Origin of the sequence: Vibrio sp. CDRSL-10 TSBA, assembly GCA_039696685.1 — a bacterium.
Lineage (GTDB): Bacteria > Pseudomonadota > Gammaproteobacteria > Enterobacterales > Vibrionaceae > Vibrio.
On sequence record CP155566.1, the window covers coordinates 863,062 to 881,054 of the forward strand.

The following is a 17,993-nucleotide window of genomic DNA, read 5'->3' on the forward strand; positions in this document are numbered from 1 at the left end:
CGTAGCTTTTAGCCATCTTTTAAAAGTTTTTTGATGATTTCCTCATTTTTGAACGAAGAATGGACTTTGATCAGCCCTTGGTTGATGGCGTGTTTGCATGATTTACGAATATCGTTCGAGGCAAAACTGGCCGCCGGCGCGTTATCAATCGCACGCAGATAGACCCAGTGGCTGCTGTTTTCGCGAATACTCAGCTCTCGCGCCACGCTGGCGGCCATCAGCAGAATATCGAGTAACTCTTTATCATTTATCGCGGTATAAGCGCGCGGCAGGAAAGGATAATCGGCAATCCCCATCCGGATGGTACGATTGAGCGCCCGCTCCGGCTGAAACTCCTGCATCCAGTCTTGCACTTTATTACACAGTATTTCCGGTGGTTGATCGCGGTCGCTGCACGGTTCGATGTAGAGCAGGTTGGCATCAGAGAAGTGGTATAAGCGCGCCTCTTCACCGAGCTTGGATTGAATGAACTCACCAAAGGCGTGCTCCAGCTCAAGTCCGGCACTGTAGCCGTGCTGCAGGTACATGTTGCGCAGGAAAGGCACATCAATCATGGCGAACCGTAAGCGGTCGTTGAGCGGTTCATGAATCAGCTCGCTGATGTGCCACTGTTCATAGCTCTGGCTGCTTTTTTCCAGCGTCGATAACAGTTTGGAGTTGAGCATACGCAGGTTGTGCAGTCGTGAACGCGAGTGGGTATACAGGTTGGTATTGAGCTCGGCAATCTCTTCTTTCTGGCGTTGCAGCAGGTAGCCGCGGCGCAGCACAATCAGGAAAAACACAGCGCTGGCAATAAACAGCGCAAAGGCAATTTTCTGGAATTTGCTGTATTCGCGCTTGGTATCCTGCAGCTCTTTTTCCTGACCGACCAGATGCAGTGTCTGTTCGACAAACTCTTTTTGCTGGCGGAAAGCATCTTCACTGATTTGATTGAGTTTTTCCTGGCGGATCTTGGCGATTGAGTTGCTGTGTTTGACGCTGCTTAATGCGTTGGCATAGTCGCCGCGTTGTTCATAACCCAGAGACAGCAGATGATAGGCCTGCTCTTCCATCGCCAGATCGCCGATATCATGGCTGACAAACAGCGCCTGCTGAGCCTGTTCAATCACCTGACTGCTCTGCTGCTGATGGTAAGCCAGACCGGCTTTGAGCAACGCTGCACGGCCTTTAAGCTGCGGAATATCGGTGTAGTTGAGCATATCTTCCGCCCGTACCAGATACTGCTCGGCGAGCGGATAGTTGAAGAGTTGCAGGTACGTGGCAGCCAGGCTGAGGCGTACTTCTATCACGCTGTGCAGATTGTTGTCACCGCTCTCATGGTCGATGACGTTAAAGTAATGCACCAGAGCGAGGTTATATTTGCCTTGCAGGAAGTAGACGTCGCCCATACGTTTCAGCACCGCAGCCAGAGCCGGCGATTTGTCGTAGTTGTCGTAAAAATCGGCCGCCTGGGACAGATGAACCAGAGTTTTATCCAGCACGCGGCGTTCATAGAACAGCTGGGCCAGTAAGGTGTTGGTTTTCGCCAGCAGGGCACCGTCATTATCTTCAATCGCACTCCAGTACGACATCAGCAATTCAGACAGCGCCAGATTGTAGCGCTCGTGAGTCAGGTAATGCTGGCCTACTTCAAGATGGTATTCGATTTGCTGCTGCGGCGACGGCAGGCTGTCGATATAGGGTTTGGCTTCGGCAAACAGACGGTCAGCCAGTTCAACATCATTGGCGCGTGAGGCGATTTCCGCACGCAGCATGGTCATCTTGTAATTGATGCCCTTGGCGAGTTGATCGGAATTTTCCAGCGCTTCGTAGCGTTTGGCGATGTCACGCAGTTTTTCCCGCGCAGCAGAAGCATCGCCGTCATCCATCCATTGCAGACGCACCAGCAGGGTGTCGACGTCGAGTTCGAGAAAAGCCAGCTGATACTGCTGGGCCAGCTTACGTGCTTCTTCCAGAACCTGAAATGCCATGTGCGGAAAACCAAGCTGGTACTGCGCTTTGGCAATGATTTTCATCGCATCGATAGTACTGCCGGGGGTACGTACCCGGCTGTCGGTCTCGTCGCGGCTGATACTGGACGGCGTTTTTTCCACTTTATCAGCCAGTTTTCGCTGGGCGAGATAGTCGGTCGCGAGTGCTTTGGCCTGCTTGGGAGAGATTTCCACCAGGCCGTTTGCTTCATTCAGTGTCGGAGACGAATAAATGGTCGCCTGAGACCAGGTTGCAAAACAGAGCAGGGTCAGACCCAGCCAGTGCTGCCAGCGAAAACGAGTCATGCTGTCCGAAATCCTTTTATTGACGAGCCATACGTTGGTTGTGCGCAGGTGCGGACTGCTGCGTGGAACGGAACGGATTGATATCCAGTCCGCCACGGCGGGTATAGCGCGCCTGTACCGTCAGTGACTCCGGCTGACAGTAACGGGTGATGTCGGTGAAAATACGCTCGACACACTGCTCGTGAAATTCGTTGTGTTCACGGAATGAGACGATGTAACGCAGCAGAGCTTCGCGGTCGATTTTTGGCCCGCGGTAAGCGATTTCGACGCTGCCCCAGTCCGGCTGGTTGGTGATCAGGCAGTTGGACTTGAGCAGGTGGCTGTGTAGGGTCTCCTCAACGATTTCCGTGCCGGTTGAATTGTTTTCGATACAGACTGAATTATTTTCGATACAGACTGAATTGTGCAACAGGCGGTCATCGAAGTCGTAACTGACAATCTCAATATCCTGGTCGTCGATGCATTCGCCCTGCATGGTGACAATTGGTTGCGCGGTGTAGGCGCTGAGCGGTTTGACGTCTACCGTGACGCTTTCGCCGGCACAGGCGGAGAGGTCTTTAACCAGACACTGCTGCACGCTTTGCCAGTCGGCGAAACGAGTCTGGTTGAAACTGTTCAGGTAAAGCTTGAATGACTTGGACTCGATCAGATTGGCGCTGGTGGCCGGAATAGCAACTTCGCCGATCGCGACCTGAGGCAGGCCTTTGTCATTCAGCCAGGAGAGTTCATACAAGGTCCAGATGTCACAGCCCTGAAACGGCAGTGTATCGCCAAGGTTAAGGTCGTCACGGTTCAGGCTACGCGGCACTGGTTGCAAAAGAGAAGGGTCATATTGATTGGCGTATTCGGTGGTTTTACCCAGGGTTAAACCCGCCAGTTCTTTTGCGTCAGAATATTTGCTCATACTTTACAGTCAATTCGATTAGAATAACCGGAATTCTACGCAATACCGCCGCGTGTGTCATCTGGCAGGCGCGACTAACTCAACAATGGAGAACTTCATGGCACATTCCGTGGCCCGGGCTTTATTCTCATTCAGTCAACGCTATCTTGATGCAGTGCAGCACAAGCATCAGAGTCTGCCCTACAACGAGGAGCTGCTTGGTCTGGCTTCTGAGTGTGTGGTGCGCACTCTGGTCGGTGGCGTCGAGTGGCAACCGGTCGAGCGTGAGACGCCGGTTGATCTGGCGAATGTCGAGCGTGGCATGGAACTGACCTTACATGAAGATATTGGCCATTTTTACGGTTCACAGTTTGCCGCCGATATGCCGGCGACCTGGCGAGGTGAAGCGCTGACGCTGCTTCAGGTCTGGAGCGATGAGGATTTTTCCCGTCTGCAGGAGAATATCCTGGGACATCTGGTGATGCAGCGTCGTCTGAAACAGAAACCGACCGTGTTTATCGCGACTACAGAGGATGAGATGGACGTGATCTCTATCTGTAATCTGACCGGCCAGGTGATTCTGGAAACGCTGGGCACGGATAAGCGCCGGGTATTGAGCTGTGATGTGGCAGAGTTTTTAACCCAGTTAGAGCCGGCGGTGTAAGTTATGTTTGTGGTTGAACTTCAGTTTGAATGCTTTGATAACACCACCATCAGTGCCGTCGATAAGGCCGTGAATGGTCTGATGGACGCGCTGCGCTACAACGGTCAGGTGCTGGGGCGTGAATTCCCAATGGTGCTGGGAGACGGCGAATTTTTTGTCCGCGCCGTGTGTCCGGAGCAGGAGAGTCTGCACCCGAAAAATCATTCGGATTTTGTTAAGGTGTGTATCGGTCGTCTGGCTGAAGCCAGCCTGCTGGCACCGAAAGTGCGCCTGCTGGGGCGCGACATCAATTCAGAGCAGGCAGCCGAAGAGGAAACGCCGAGCTGGCAGGTGCTGTATACCACTTACGTGCATACCTGTTCACCGCTGCGCAGCGGCGAGAGTCTGCTGCCGATCCCGCTTTATCGTAATGAACCAACCTTGAACGGTGACCACAAAGCGGTGATCAAATGGCAGACCGAGTGGCAGGCGTGTGATGAAATCCAGATGGCGGGTGGCTGCAAAGCGGAGTTTGCCGCACTGCATGAAATCTGCGATGCCGACAGCGATCTGTTCCGTCGTGGCTGGGATCTGCGCGGCCGGATCGAGTTTCTGACTAAGGTACCGACTTACTATTACCAGTACCGGGTCGGTGGCAGCAGTTTGGCTGAGGAGAAGGCGCGCCCTTGTCCTAAGTGTGGTGCTGAGTGGCTGCTTGAAGAGCCGCTGCATGATATTTTTCACTTTAAATGCGACAGCTGCCGGATTGTCTCCAATATTTCCTGGGATCACCTGAAATAGTCAGGGCCAGGCAATCTGTTGGCAGCAGCAGCGTTTGCACGCAATAAATTTGCACGCAATAAAAAAGGTTGGCCAGTGGCCAACCTTTTTTGTGGGTTCAGTGTACTGTGTACCGCTAGGCAGTAATTACCAGCCTTTTACTGAGCCACCGTTGAAGATTTCAGAAGCTGCTTTGTCTACTTCTTCAGTCTGGTAAGCTTTCAGGAAGTTCTGTACGTTTTCAGCATTCACGTTGTCTTGACGAGCAACCAGCAGGTTTACGTATGGAGATTCTTTATCTTCTACGAACACGCCGTCTTTTTCTGGTGTCAGGCCGATTGAGCTTGCGAATGTGCTGTTGATGATCGCCAGTTCAACGTCGTCCAGTGAGCGTGGCAGCTGAGGCGCTTCCAGTTCAACGATACGGAAGTTTTTCGGGTTTTCAGCGATGTCACGTACAGTCGCTTCCAGACCAGCACCTTCACGTAGCTTGATCAGACCTTGTTGCTCAAGCAGGATCAGAGAACGGCCCAGGTTAGTTGGATCGTTTGGTACTGCGATACGTGCGCCTTCCTGCAGTTGGTCAACTGAAGTGATTTGCTTTGAGTAGGCTGCGATTGGGTATACAAAAGTGTTGCCTACGATTGCCAGTTTGTAACCACGGTCAGCAATCTGCTTGTCCAGGTATGGTTTGTGCTGGAATGCGTTAGCGTCGATAGAACCGTCATCCAGAGCCGCGTTTGGTGTTACGTAGTCAGTGAACGTGACCAGTTCTACATCCAGGTCGTATTTCTGTTTGGCAACTTTAGCAGCAACTTCAGCAACCTGAGCTTCAGCACCGGCGATAACACCGATTTTTACTTTGCTGTTGTCTACGGCTTTATCACCACAACCAGCCAGAACCAGCGCTGATGCAGCCGCAGCGATAGCCAGTAAACCTTTAAGGTTAAATTTCATAATATTCTCCTTGTTATAAACTTTTTAACGTATCTGTGTTTGTTAACGTAACTATGTTGTGTCTACGAAAAGAACGGTTTATCTGTGATCGACGCGGCGTACCAGATTGTCACCGACCGATTGAATAATTTGTACCAGCACAATCAGCATCACTACGGTCACTGTCATCACTGAGATGTCGTAACGGTGGAAGCCGTAACGGATTGCGACGTCACCCAGACCACCGCCACCAACAGTACCGGCCATCGCTGAGTAGCTGACCAGAGTCACCAGCGTAATGGTGATAGAGTTGATGATGGTTGGCATCGCTTCCGGCAGCAGCACTTTGCTGATGATCTGCATCGGAGTTGCACCCATTGACTGAGCCGCTTCAACCAGACCGCTTGGTACTTCCAGCAGCGCGCCTTCAATCAGACGCGCGACAAACGGGATAGCACCGATAGTCAGCGGAACGATAGCGGCTGTGGTACCGATAAAGGTGCCGACAATAATTTTGGTCACAGGAATGATTGCAACCATCAGTACCAGGAAAGGTACCGAACGACCGATATTAACAATAGCACCCAATACCTTGTTCAGGCGTGGGTTTTCCAGTAATCCGCCTTTCTTGCTGGTGTGCAGAATCACACCCAGAGGAATACCAAATACAAAACCGACGATACCTGCTACGGCGACCATGTAGACGGTTTCCCAGGTTGCAGTTAGGAGAAGATCACCGTTGAGTGACAACCAGCTGCTTACAACATCAAAGGACATAACCAAGAAACCTCTACTTTTACTTTGTGATCGCGAAGGTATTGCATTGCTGCAATGCTGTCGGCTTCGGTGCCGAAAATCTCAGCTACCATCATGCCGAACTTAACGCCGCCGGCATAATCGATGTCTGAACTCAGAATGCTGACATCAATATTATATTTACGCGCGATTTGTGACATCAGTGGTGCATCGACAGTCGCACCGGTGAACTCAAGGCGAACCAGCGGACTGCTGCCTGCGACGCGCTGCTCATTCAGGCGTGCCTGGTAATCGTCCGGGATCGACAGATCCAGCGTTGAGCGGATAAATTTGTTCGCCAGTTCGGTTTTAGCGTGGGCGAAGATGTCACCAACACTGCCTTTCTCAACCAGTTCACCGCCACCGATGATTGCGACTTCGTGACAGATGCTTTTTACCACGTCCATTTCGTGTGTGATCAGCAACATGGTGATGTTCAGTTTGCGGTTAATCTCTTTCAGCAGCTCCAGAATCGACTGGGTGGTGGCCGGATCCAATGCACTGGTCGCTTCGTCACACAGCAGCACTTTAGGATCGGAAGCCAGGGCTCGGGCAATCGCCACACGTTGCTTCTGACCACCACTCAGGTTAGCCGGGTAGGTATCACGTTTATCTGCCAGACCAACCAGTTTCAGCAGTTCAGAGACTTTACGCTCGATGTACTGCTCATCTTTGCCTGCCAGTTCAAGCGGCAGGGAGATGTTGCCAAACACAGTGCGTGATGACAGCAGATTGAAGTGCTGAAAAATCATGCCGATATTACGGCGGGTTTCAGACAGCTGTTTTGAATTCAGTTTAGTCAGATCGACACCGTCGACGATCACGCTGCCGTCGGTTGGAGTTTCCAACATGTTGACACAACGGATCAGAGTACTTTTCCCTGCACCTGAAGAACCGATAACACCGAAGATTGTGCCTTGTGCGATTTTAAGATTGATGTCCTTCAAGGCATGAATTTCCTTATCACCTTGATAGAACACTTTATTTACGTGACTAATTTCAATCATGTTTAAACCTGTGCAGGGATACTGAACCGGACGACGCTCATAATCCTGAGCCCTTCCGTGATTAACAGTATAAAATTTTGAACTCTCTCTCACTGGGGAGACGATGCTATGGTTTATCGACAATCAAGTCAATCGATATTTTGACGTCTAGACGTCTAAATGGGCCAATTCTCAATACAGGAAAGTGATTAATTAGTAAGGAAAGAAATAAGGCGCATATGTCAGTTTAGCGTGCTACTGACCCTGCCTGTGTCTGGCCGTGCAATCAAACTCGCATCTTGGATTGACTCGGGTATAATCAAAACCAGTTATCTACCTTATTTGAGAGCAATATTTTGGCAAAACCTGCTGTGTTTTTAGATCGTGATGGCGTGATTAACGTTGACCATGGTTACGTGCATGATGAGCACGATTTTGAATTTATCGATGGTGTGTTCGAAGCGACGAAAAAGCTCCAGGCGATGGGTTACATGTTGGTGCTGGTCACCAACCAGTCGGGGATTGCCCGCGGCAAGTTCAGCGAAGATCGTTTTCTGTCGCTGACGCAGTGGATGGACTGGAACTTCGTCGACAACGGCGTCGAGTTTGATGGCATCTATTATTGTCCGCATCACGCTGAACATGGCGTAGGTAAATATAAAGAAGACTGTGACTGCCGTAAGCCAAAACCGGGGATGTTCATCTCGGCGCGTGATTTTCTCAAAATCGACATGGCGAACTCGGTCATGGTGGGTGATAAAGCCGAAGACTTAATGGCGGCCGCTGCCGCAGGTGTGGGTACCAAGATCCTGGTGCGTACCGGCAAACCGGTCACCGAGCAAGGCGAAGCGCTGGCGGATGCGGTGCTGGATAGCCTGAGTAACGTGCCTGACTATCTGCAGTCACGCGGCTGATAAGCCGGTTTGCTGCATTTGACCTGCCATGAGTAAAAAGCTCACTATTCTGGATATTGCCAAACTGTCTGGTGTCGGTAAATCGACGGTGTCACGGGTCCTGACTCAGGATCCGAAAGTGAAACCGGAAACCCGTGCCAGAGTAGAGCAGGTGATTGCCGAACACGGTTATGTGCCTTCCAAGTCCGCCCAGTCGATGCGTGGCGGACGGCAGAAAGTGGTGGGTGTGATTATTTCCCGCCTCGACTCGCCTTCAGAAAACCGCTCGGTCAGCAGTATGCTGCCGCTACTTTATCAGCATGGCTACGATGTCGTGATCATGGAAAGCCAGTTCGACCGCGCGAAAACAAGTGAACATCTCGATGTACTGGCCAAGCGCAACGTTGACGGGGTGATCGTGTTTGGTTTTACCGGACTGGATATGAACAGCCTGAGTCCGTGGCAAAACCGTGCGGTTGTGATTGCGATGGACTCGCAAAGCGTCTCGTCGATTAATTATGATAACGCGGGCGTGATTCGTGCGGCGCTGGCTCATCTTGAGCAGCAGCAGTTCAGCCGGATTGCTTATATTGGTGTCGATCCGAGCGATAAGACCACCGGAGCATTGCGTCTTAATACTTATCTCGACTGGTGTCAGACCAAGGGGTATGAGCCTAATTACCAGACCGGACAACTTAACCATCACAGCGCCTATCAGCTGGTGGATAGAGTGCTCACCGCCGAGACCCAAGCGATTGTCTGTGCCAGCGACAGCATTGCCATGGGCGTTATTAAACGTCTGCAGGAGTGTCAACGTGAAGAGGTGGCGGTGACCGGAGTAGGGGGCAATGAACTGCTGTCATTTCTGTTTCCGAATGTGTACAGCGTTGATCCCGGCTATCGTCAGGCGGGAGAGCAGGCCGCTCAGCTCCTGATTCAGCACTTGCGTGGTGATATCAGCCAATGTGTTCATCTCACTCAGGCTCCGGCAACGATCGCCTGACGGGCGGTGTGATTCCCCTCGGACCGTGCAGCATCGGCCGCTTTCATTTTGCATCCGCTCAACTCTGCTAAGTCTGCCCGGCACACAGCGGTCACAACCACTATCCGCACTACACTTACCTGCCAAGTGGCATTCTTGATCTGATCCTGATCGCTTTTTTACGCGAGACTTTTACCCCGGATGTGATCTTTTTCAATTAATGGGAACAGTCCCATTATGCTTTTGGTCTGGCTGTGTCACTATCCTTGTTATTAGTTATGGGAATGTTCCCATATGCAATTGAACTATTATAAAAGAACCTGATTACGATAAAAGAACTTAACCAATAAGGTGGACGAGGATATGAGTAAGATAGCGACACAAGACGTTGCGCGTCTTATCGAGCTGGTCGGTGGCAAAGAGAATATTGCGAGTGTTACGCACTGCCTGACCCGGCTGCGTTTTGTGCTTAATGAACCGGCGAAAGCAGACAGTAAGCAGCTGGAAGCGCTGAGCATGGTCAAAGGCTGCTTTACCAATGCCGGTCAGTTTCAGGTGGTCATCGGGACCGAGGTTGACCAGGTCTATAAACTACTGCTGCAACTGAGTGGCCAGAGCGAAGCATCCAAAGATGAGGCCAAGCTGGCGGCGCGACAGAACATGAACATGCTGGAGCGCGGTATCTCTCATCTGGCGGAAATCTTTGTGCCTTTGCTACCGGCTATCATTACCGGTGGTCTGATTCTTGGCTTTCGGAATGTGATTGGCGACATCCGCATGTTTGACGGCAAAACTCTGGTCGAAATCAGTCAGTTCTGGGCCAGTGTCCACTCTTTCCTGTGGCTGATCGGTGAGGCTATTTTCTTCTTCCTGCCGGTCGGGGTCTGTTGGTCAACGGTGAAAAAACTCGGCGGCACACCGATTCTGGGCATCACGCTCGGGATAACCCTGGTTTCACCGCAGCTGATGAACGCCTATCTGATTGGTAAGCAGGTGCCGGAAGCCTGGGATTTTGGCTGGTTTGTGATTGATAAAGTTGGTTATCAGGCGCAGGTGATTCCGGCCATTCTGGCCGGTGTGGTGCTGGCTTTGATTGAAACTAACCTCAAGCGTATTGTCCCGGCCTATCTCTATCTGGTCGTGGTGCCGTTTGTTTCTATCATCCTGTCTGTACTGCTGGCCCACGCCATCATTGGTCCGTTTGGGCGCATGCTTGGTGACGGGGTAGGTATCGCAGCCAAAGCGGCGATGACCGGCGATTTTGCGGTTATCGGCTCGATGCTGTTTGGTTTTTTGTATGCGCCGCTGGTGATCACCGGTATTCACCACACCACTAACGCGGTCGATTTACAGCTCATGCAGGATCTCGGCGGTACGCCTATCTGGCCTTTGATTGCACTGTCAAATATTGCCCAGGCCTCGGCGGTAGTCGGCATTATACTGATCAGCAAGAAAGAGGGCGAGCGGGATATTTCTGTGCCGGCAGCGATCTCTGCTTATCTTGGCGTCACTGAGCCGGCCATGTACGGGATTAACCTCAAATACAAGTTCCCGATGTTGTGCGCCATGATTGGCAGTGCGTTGGCAGCTGCGGTGTGTGGCAGTTTTGGGGTAATGGCAAACGGCATTGGTGTCGGTGGCTTGCCAGGTATTTTGTCGATTCAGCCGCAGTACTGGATGGTATTTTTACTGGCGATGTTAATTGCGATAGCTGTGCCCGTGGCGCTGACTCTGCTGATGTACAAGCGCGCTAAAGCCAAAGGCGAGCTGACCGTGGCGCAGGCATAAGTGACTCAGGCAGAGTGGTCGTTATCGCTCTGCCTGATAGCGGATTTTTTAATTTTTCAGGTAAGTGAGTTAAGAGTATGACAAGCAATAAGGGCGATGCTGAGTGGTGGAAAACCGCCACGATTTATCAAATCTATCCGAAAAGCTTTTGTGACAGTGGCGCCAAGGGAACCGGCGATCTGCGCGGCATTATCAGTAAGCTCGATTATCTGCAGTTGCTGGGCATTGATGCCATCTGGCTGACGCCGGTCTATCAGTCACCTATGGTGGATAACGGCTATGATATTTCCGATTACTACGCCATTAACCCGCAGTTTCGGCACGATGCAGGACTTTGATCAGTTGCTGGCGCAGGCTCACCAGCGCGGTATTCGTATCATCATGGATATTGTTGTCAATCATACCTCGACCGAGCATGCTTGGTTTCAGTCTGCATTGGGCGACAAATCCAGTCCGTATCGTGATTACTACATCTGGAAAACGCCACGACAAGGGCGTGAACCGAACAACTGGCAGTCAAAATTCGGTGGCAGTGCGTGGGCGCTGGATGAAGCGACCAATGAATATTATCTGCACCTGTTTGCGACCGAACAGGCCGACCTCAACTGGGAAAATCCGGCGGTCCGTGAGGAAGTCAAAGCGGTGATCGGTTTCTGGGCTCAAAAAGGGGTTGATGGCTTCCGGCTCGATGTGATTAACCTTATCTCCAAACAGCAGGACTTTCTTGATGATGAGCGCGGTGACGGACGGCGGTTCTATACCGACGGGCCGCGCGTGCACGAGTATTTGCAGGAGATCAGCCGCGATGTGTTTCAGCGTTATGGCAGTGTCACCGTGGGCGAGATGTCGTCGACTAATTTAGAGCATTGCCAGCAGTATTCAGCACTCGATGGTCGCGAGTTATCTATGGTGTTTAATTTCCATCATCTTAAAGTTGATTATCCGGATGGCAATAAATGGACCTGTGCACCGTTTGACTTTGTGCAGCTCAAACAGATTTTTAATCACTGGCAGTGCGGACTGAACGGGCAAGGCTGGGGTGCGCTGTTCTGGTGTAACCATGATCAGCCACGGGTGGTCAGCCGCTTTGGTGATAATGGTCAGTACCGGGTTGAAGCCGCTAAAATGCTGGCAGCGTCCATTCATATGATGCAGGGCACGCCTTATATTTATCAGGGTGAAGAGATTGGCATGACCAACCCGGGATATACCAGCCTGGAGCAATACCGCGATGTGGAAAGTATCAATATGTATGAACTGATGGTACGACGCGGAGAGACTTCCCATCAGGAGATGATGGCCATTCTGGCGCAGAAATCGCGGGATAATTCACGCACGCCGATGCAGTGGCGCGATGCACCTAACGCTGGCTTTACTCAGGGCAATCCTTGGCTGGATGTCGCATTCAATTATCCGTCGGTTAACGCCGAACAAGCGTTGGCGGATCCGGACTCGGTGTTTTATTTCTACCAGCGCCTGATTGAACTGCGAAAGCAGGTTGATGTGATCACCAGCGGCGATTACCAGGATTTACTACCTGATCATCCGACTATTTTTGCCTATCAGCGCCGCTCGTCGACGCAAACCCTGATTTGTCTAAACAACTATTATGCCGATGAGGTGCAGTGTGAATTGGCCGATACGCTGAATTTAGAGCGCGCGCGCTATTTGTTGGGCAATTATGCGTATCTGGAGCAGCAAAAGGTCACTCAGCTGCAGACTCTGCGCCCCTATGAAAGCCGGGTGATTTTGCTTGAGTAGCGTATGTTTCTGAGTAAGTAAAATAAAAGGCATCCTGTTGCCGGATGCCTGATTCGGCGCGCTGTAGTTGAAAGCAAAGCTATGGTTGAAAACAAAGCTGTATCTGAAAACAAAAAAGCCAGCTCAATGAGCTGGCTTTCTGTATATGGTGGAGGGGGACGGATTCGAACCATCGAAGGCGGAGCCGGCAGATTTACAGTCTGCTCCCTTTGGCCACTCGGGAACCCCTCCGGGGGTTGTCTTATTCTTCACAGAACAAGCTTGAATGACGTTTTCCCAACGCATCAAACAAGGGGTTTCTCTTAAAGAGAAATATGGTGGAGGGGGACGGATTCGAACCATCGAAGGCGGAGCCGGCAGATTTACAGTCTGCTCCCTTTGGCCACTCGGGAACCCCTCCAGGGGTTGTCTTATTCTTCACAGAATAAGCTTGAATGACGTTTTCCCAACGCATCAAACAAGGGGTTTCTCTTAAAGAGAAATATGGTGGAGGGGGACGGATTCGAACCATCGAAGGCGGAGCCGGCAGATTTACAGTCTGCTCCCTTTGGCCACTCGGGAACCCCTCCAGGGGTTTTCTTATTCTTTATCAGAATAAGCTTGACTGAAGTTTTCCCAACGCATCAATCAAGTGTTTCTCTTACGAGAAGAATATGGTGGAGGGGGACGGATTCGAACCATCGAAGGCGGAGCCGGCAGATTTACAGTCTGCTCCCTTTGGCCACTCGGGAACCCCTCCAGGGTGTTTTTCTTATTCTCTGTCGGAATAAGCTTAATTGACGTTTTCCCAACTCGTCGCTCAAGTGCGGAGCGCATATTATCAAACTCGCTCTCTCTGTAAACCCTTTTTTTATGTTTTTGAATTGAATGCTGGCTTTTTCGTCAAAGAAGCTAATAAAACAGCATTTTGGCGCGGATTGCTTACAGTTTTACTATCTATCTTTACGTTAGTTGACGTTAAAAAAAAGATTAGCGGTTACAATATAATAAGATTCAATATATCGATCATTATTATGAAAAAAACAACTCGTCTATTTGTTGCCCTACTTACTGCCCTTGCTGTTCAGCCGTTGTCGGCCTTCGGCGCGTCGCGCGCTATACCTGTGGTGATTGAAAGCGTAGAGTCACACCCGGTTTCTCAATCACTGTCACTGGTCGGCAAGCTAAAAGCGGATCAATCGGTCGATATTGCCCCGGAAGTGACCGGTAAAGTCGATGTTATCGCGGTGAAAGCCAATCAGCAGGTCAAAAAAGATCAGCTGCTGGTCCAGTTTAATGATGATAAAGCGCGTGCCGCGGTGACCGAAGCGGCGGCGTATCTGCGTGATGAGCAGCGTAAACTGCGCGAGTTTGAGCGACTGGTGAAGCGCAATGCTATTACCCAGACCGAAATTGACGCCCAGCGTGCCAGCGTCGAAATCGCCCAGGCGCGTCTCAATGCTGCCCAGGCCAATCTGCAAGATCTGCGTATTACCGCGCCGTTTAGCGGCACGGTGGGCTTTATCGATTTCAGCCGCGGTAAACTGGTCAGTGCCGGCGAAGAGCTGCTGACTCTGGATAACCTTGCTCTGATGCAGCTTGATTTACAGGTGCCGGAGCGTTACCTCTCCAAGTTACAGAAAGGCATGAAAGTGCTCGGGCGCACCAATGCCTGGCCGGGTGAGATGTTTGAAGGCCACGTAGTAGCGATCGATTCGCGCATCAATCAGGAAACGCTTAACCTGCGGGTCCGGATTCACTTCGCTAATCCGCAAGGCTTGCTCAAACCTGGCATGTTGTTGTCGGCCCAACTCGATTTTGCTCCGATCAATGCCCCGATCATTCCGGTCCAGGCGCTCGAATACTCAGGTACGAAGCGTTATGTGTATGTGGTCGGTGACGACAACATCGTCAGCCGGCGTGAAGTACACCTCGGCGCGCGAATCGAGAATGAAGTGGTGATTGATGATGGTCTCGATATTGGCCAGCATATTGTGGTGCAGGGCATCGTCAACATGCGAGATGGTGCGACCATTACTGAAGTGGATGCCTCCGGTCAACCGGTGACACAAGAGGGTGAACAGTAATGTGGCTGTCTGATGTCTCGGTAAAAAGGCCGGTTGCGGCGGTCGTACTGAGCATGCTGCTGTGCGTGTTCGGTATGGTCTCCTTTTCCAAACTCGCGGTGCGTGAGATGCCGGATATTGAAAGTCCGGTGGTGTCGATTTCAACCCGTTATGAAGGCGCTTCGGCGACCATCATCGAAAACCAGATTACTTCCGTGCTGGAAGACCAGTTGGCGGGCATCAGCGGGATCGATGAAATCACCTCGATTACCCGGAACAGCATGTCTCGAATTACGGTGACATTTGAGCTCGGTTATGACCTCAATACCGGCATCAGTGATGTGCGTGATGCGGTGGCCCGTGCTCAGCGCTGGTTACCGGATTCGGCCGATGACCCGGAAGTGTTTAAGAATAACGGCTCCGGCGAAGCCTCGGTTTACATTAACCTCAGTTCGACAGTGATGGACCGTACTCAGCTGACCGATTATATCGACCGGGTTCTGATTGACCGTTTCAGTCTGATCTCCGGAGTGAGTTTCGGTCGATGTGTCCGGCGGTTTGTACAAGGTGATGTACGTGCGCCTTAAGCCTGAGCTGATGGCGGGGCGGGGTGTTACCACGTCTGATATTGCCGATGCACTAAACCGAGAAAACCTTGAGAGTCCGGGTGGTGAAGTGCGCAATGACTCGACCGTGATGTCGGTGCGTACTGCGCGTAGTTACCAGAAACCCGAAGACTTTCAGGATCTGGTGGTCAAGCATGCCAGCGGACGCAGCCCGATTTATCTGCGTGATGTCGCCGATGTATTTATTGGCGCCGAGAACGAAAACTCGACCTTTAAGAGCGATGGCGTAGTGAACGTCAGTATGGGCATCGTTCCTCAGTCTGATGCTAATCCGCTCGACGTCGCGGACCGGGTCCATGCTGCGGTGGCTAACATTCAGCAGTTTCTGCCGGAAGGGACCCGCCTGGCGATAGACTATGACTCGACCGTGTTTATCGACCGTTCGATTGAAGAAGTGTTCAACACCCTGTTTATTACCGGCGCACTGGTGATTCTGGTGCTGTACATTTTTATTGGTCAGTCGCGCGCGACGTTAATCCCGGCAGTAACGGTGCCTGTGTCACTGATCTCCTCATTTATTGCCGCTTACTATTTCGGTTTTTCTATCAACCTGATCACTTTGATGGCGCTGATCCTGTCGATTGGTCTGGTGGTGGATGACGCGATAGTGGTGATGGAGAACATCTACCACCATATTGAACAGGGCGAGAAGCCCTTGCTGGCCGCTTTCAAAGGAGCGCGTGAAGTGGGATTCGCGGTGATCGCGACGACCATGGTGCTGGTGATGGTGTTTTTGCCGATTTCGTTTATGGATGGCATGGTCGGCCTGCTGTTTACCGAGTTTTCGGTGCTGCTGGCGATGTCGGTGATTTTCTCCTCTTTGATTGCTCTGACCCTGACGCCGGTTCTGGGCAGTAAAATTCTGCGCGCCAATGTGAAATCTAACCGTTTTAACCGTGCGGTCGATCATCTGTTCAGCAAACTTGAGTCAGGTTATCGCGCCTGGCTGGCGCATGCCCTGAATCTGAAGTGGGCCGCTCCTTTGGTGATTCTGGCCTGTATCGGTGGTAGCTATGGCTTGAATCAAATGGTGCCGGCTCAATTGACGCCATCGGAAGATCGCGGGGTGATTTTTGCGTTTGTGCGCGGCGCGGATGCGACCAGTTACAACCGCATGGCGGCCAACATGGATTTGGTCGAAGAGCGTCTGATGCCGATGCTCGGGCAGGGGTTTCTCAAGTCATTCAGCATTCAGTCCCCGGCGTTTGGCGGTAATGCCGGCGACCAGACCGGTTTTGTCATCATGATTCTGGAAGACTGGAAAGAGCGTAGTGTGACGGCTCAGAATGGGTTAGGCCTGGTGCGTCAGACACTGGCCGGTATTCCGGATGTTCGGGTGTTCCCGTTTATGCCCGGTTTCCGCGGCGGCTCAAACGAGCCGGTCCAGTTTGTTCTCGGAGGCTCGGATTACGCCGAGTTACAAAAATGGGCCGACGTGATGGAAGAGCAGGCGCGTCAGTCCGGTTTGATGACCGGGGTTGATACCGATTATTCGGAAAAAACGCCTGAGCTGGTGGTGACTGTCGATCGCCAGCGTGCGGCTGAACTCGGCATTAGTGTGCAGGATATTTCCGATACTCTGGAAGTCATGCTGGGTGGTAAGAGTGTGACTACGTTCCTTGAACGAGGCCAGGAGTACGATGTTTATCTGCGTGGTGATGAGAAACAGCTTTAATAATGCGACCGATCTGACTCAAATCTATATGCGTACCTCATCCGGTGATCTGGTGACACTGGATACGGTCACCAAAATCGACGAAGTGGCATCATCGATTCGTCTCTCGCACTATAACAAGCAGAAATCAATCACCATTACGGCCAACCTGGCGGACGGACATACCTTGGGTGACGCGCTCGATTTTCTTGACCAGCAGGCGATAAAGCAGCTGCCGAGCGATATCTCCATCAGCTACTCCGGTGAGTCGAAAGATTTTAAAGAGAACCAGTCCAGTGTGGCGGTGGTGTTTGCTCTGGCTTTGCTGGTGGCTTATCTGGTGCTGGCCGCGCAGTTTGAAAGCTTTATCAACCCGCTGGTGGTGATGTTTACCGTGCCTATGGGGGTGTTTGGCGGTTTTATCGGCCTTCACCTGATGGGGCAGGGGATGAACATCTACAGCCAGATCGGCATGATCATGCTGATTGGTATGGTAACCAAAAACGGTATTCTGATCGTTGAGTTTGCCAACCAGCTGCGTGACCGTGGTCTGGCCTTCGAAAAAGCGGTGGTCGATGCGGCGGCAAGACGTTTACGCCCGATCCTGATGACGGCGTTTACCACGTTGGCTGGATCCATACCGCTTATTCTCTCGACCGGTGCCGGTTATGAGAGCCGGGTGTCGGTGGGTACGGTGATTTTCTTTGGCATGGGTTTCTCAACCCTGGTGACCCTGTTTGTGATACCGGCGATGTATCAGTTAATTGCCCGTTCAACGGCAGCGCCTGGTCATGTGGAAGCCGAGCTGCAACGCGAGCTGGGGTACGATGTCCGCTCGCGTTCAACTCATGAGTAATCTTGCGATGAGTTAGCCTTGCAAAAGGTAGCCGTAATTGTGTCAGCAATGAGCCCGCGTTATGCTGGCTCATTGCTTTGTGCGCCAAG

10 protein-coding genes, 4 tRNA genes and 3 pseudogenes are annotated in these 17,993 nt (G+C 51.7%); 8 read left to right on the forward strand and 9 right to left on the reverse strand.

Features of this window, described 5'->3' with window-relative positions; all coding sequences use genetic code 11:
* Window positions 1–8 precede the first annotated feature (8 nt).
* Together ABDK09_11455 and queF are read right to left on the reverse strand one after the other, a co-directional pair.
* Window positions 9–2,276, reverse strand: a complete 2,268-nt coding sequence (locus ABDK09_11455; protein ID XAW90106.1) for a tetratricopeptide repeat protein — start codon at window positions 2,274–2,276, stop codon at window positions 9–11.
* A 16-nt stretch (window positions 2,277–2,292) separates the two neighbouring features.
* A complete protein-coding gene (gene queF, locus ABDK09_11460; GenBank protein ID XAW90107.1) occupies window positions 2,293–3,180 on the reverse strand; it encodes an NADPH-dependent 7-cyano-7-deazaguanine reductase QueF in 888 nt (295 codons plus the stop codon).
* 97 nt (window positions 3,181–3,277) lie between these two features.
* Between queF and syd the strand changes: the two genes are divergently transcribed.
* Together syd and ABDK09_11470 are read left to right on the forward strand one after the other, a co-directional pair.
* Window positions 3,278–3,823 carry a SecY-interacting protein gene (gene syd, locus ABDK09_11465; protein XAW90108.1) on the forward strand — a complete coding sequence of 182 codons (546 nt, stop codon included), beginning with the start codon at window positions 3,278–3,280 and terminating at the stop codon, window positions 3,821–3,823.
* Between the two features lie 3 nt (window positions 3,824–3,826).
* Complete coding sequence (locus ABDK09_11470; GenBank protein XAW90109.1) at window positions 3,827–4,603, forward strand: Zn-ribbon-containing protein; 777 nt, start codon at window positions 3,827–3,829, stop codon at window positions 4,601–4,603.
* A 126-nt stretch (window positions 4,604–4,729) separates the two neighbouring features.
* Here ABDK09_11470 and ABDK09_11475 read toward each other — a convergent pair whose 3' ends face one another.
* From ABDK09_11475 to metN, 3 genes and pseudogenes are all read right to left on the reverse strand, one after another.
* Entirely contained in the window at window positions 4,730–5,539 is an 810-nt protein-coding gene (locus ABDK09_11475; GenBank protein ID XAW90110.1) for a MetQ/NlpA family lipoprotein, read from the reverse strand.
* Between the two features lie 78 nt (window positions 5,540–5,617).
* Entirely contained in the window at window positions 5,618–6,295 is a 678-nt protein-coding gene (locus ABDK09_11480; protein ID XAW90111.1) for a methionine ABC transporter permease, read from the reverse strand.
* Window positions 6,285–7,320: pseudogene (gene metN / locus ABDK09_11485) on the reverse strand (methionine ABC transporter ATP-binding protein MetN). Before metN ends, ABDK09_11480 begins: the two are co-directional and overlap by 11 nt.
* Before the next feature lie 335 nt (window positions 7,321–7,655).
* On the opposite strand from metN, the gene gmhB reads away from it, so the two are divergent.
* From gmhB to treC, 4 genes and pseudogenes are all read left to right on the forward strand, one after another.
* Window positions 7,656–8,213: a D-glycero-beta-D-manno-heptose 1,7-bisphosphate 7-phosphatase gene (gene gmhB, locus ABDK09_11490; protein XAW90112.1), complete on the forward strand. Its 558-nt coding sequence runs from the start codon at window positions 7,656–7,658 to the stop codon at window positions 8,211–8,213.
* A 28-nt stretch (window positions 8,214–8,241) separates the two neighbouring features.
* On the forward strand, window positions 8,242–9,195 hold the full coding sequence (treR, locus tag ABDK09_11495; protein XAW90113.1) for a trehalose operon repressor TreR: 954 nt from the start codon (window positions 8,242–8,244) through the stop codon (window positions 9,193–9,195).
* Between the two features lie 342 nt (window positions 9,196–9,537).
* On the forward strand, window positions 9,538–10,962 hold the full coding sequence (treB, locus tag ABDK09_11500; protein ID XAW90114.1) for a PTS trehalose transporter subunit IIBC: 1,425 nt from the start codon (window positions 9,538–9,540) through the stop codon (window positions 10,960–10,962).
* Window positions 10,963–11,039: 77 nt separating this feature from the next.
* Window positions 11,040–12,723, forward strand: a pseudogene (gene treC, locus ABDK09_11505) (alpha,alpha-phosphotrehalase).
* Between the two features lie 146 nt (window positions 12,724–12,869).
* Here the strand turns inward: treC and ABDK09_11510 are convergent.
* The 4 genes from ABDK09_11510 to ABDK09_11525 all read right to left on the reverse strand — a co-directional run bounded on the left by ABDK09_11510 (window position 12,870) and on the right by ABDK09_11525 (window position 13,462).
* Window positions 12,870–12,954 (reverse strand) — tRNA-Tyr (locus ABDK09_11510).
* An 84-nt stretch (window positions 12,955–13,038) separates the two neighbouring features.
* Window positions 13,039–13,123 (reverse strand) — tRNA-Tyr (locus ABDK09_11515).
* 84 nt (window positions 13,124–13,207) lie between these two features.
* A tRNA-Tyr gene (locus ABDK09_11520) sits at window positions 13,208–13,292 on the reverse strand.
* 85 nt (window positions 13,293–13,377) lie between these two features.
* Window positions 13,378–13,462 (reverse strand) — tRNA-Tyr (locus ABDK09_11525).
* A 274-nt stretch (window positions 13,463–13,736) separates the two neighbouring features.
* Between ABDK09_11525 and ABDK09_11530 the strand changes: the two genes are divergently transcribed.
* Window positions 13,737–14,789, forward strand: a complete 1,053-nt coding sequence (locus tag ABDK09_11530; GenBank protein XAW90115.1) for an efflux RND transporter periplasmic adaptor subunit — start codon at window positions 13,737–13,739, stop codon at window positions 14,787–14,789.
* Window positions 14,789–17,904, forward strand: a pseudogene (gene vexH, locus ABDK09_11535) (vibriobactin export RND transporter permease subunit VexH). The gene ABDK09_11530 and the pseudogene vexH overlap by 1 nt, the downstream one beginning before the upstream one ends.
* Window positions 17,905–17,993: the final 89 nt, after the last annotated feature.

Bases quoted from the DNA above. Each gene is read 5' to 3' on its own strand.
- ABDK09_11455 (XAW90106.1), bottom strand. From the start codon at position 2,276: ATGACTCGTTTTCGCTGGCAGCACTGGCTGGGTCTGACCCTGCTCTGT.
- queF (XAW90107.1), bottom strand. From the start codon at position 3,180: ATGAGCAAATATTCTGACGCAAAAGAACTGGCGGGTTTAACCCTGGGT.
- syd (XAW90108.1), top strand. From the start codon at position 3,278: ATGGCACATTCCGTGGCCCGGGCTTTATTCTCATTCAGTCAACGCTAT.
- ABDK09_11470 (XAW90109.1), top strand. From the start codon at position 3,827: ATGTTTGTGGTTGAACTTCAGTTTGAATGCTTTGATAACACCACCATC.
- ABDK09_11475 (XAW90110.1), bottom strand. From the start codon at position 5,539: ATGAAATTTAACCTTAAAGGTTTACTGGCTATCGCTGCGGCTGCATCA.
- ABDK09_11480 (XAW90111.1), bottom strand. From the start codon at position 6,295: ATGTCCTTTGATGTTGTAAGCAGCTGGTTGTCACTCAACGGTGATCTT.
- treR (XAW90113.1), top strand. From the start codon at position 8,242: ATGAGTAAAAAGCTCACTATTCTGGATATTGCCAAACTGTCTGGTGTC.
- treB (XAW90114.1), top strand. From the start codon at position 9,538: ATGAGTAAGATAGCGACACAAGACGTTGCGCGTCTTATCGAGCTGGTC.
- ABDK09_11530 (XAW90115.1), top strand. From the start codon at position 13,737: ATGAAAAAAACAACTCGTCTATTTGTTGCCCTACTTACTGCCCTTGCT.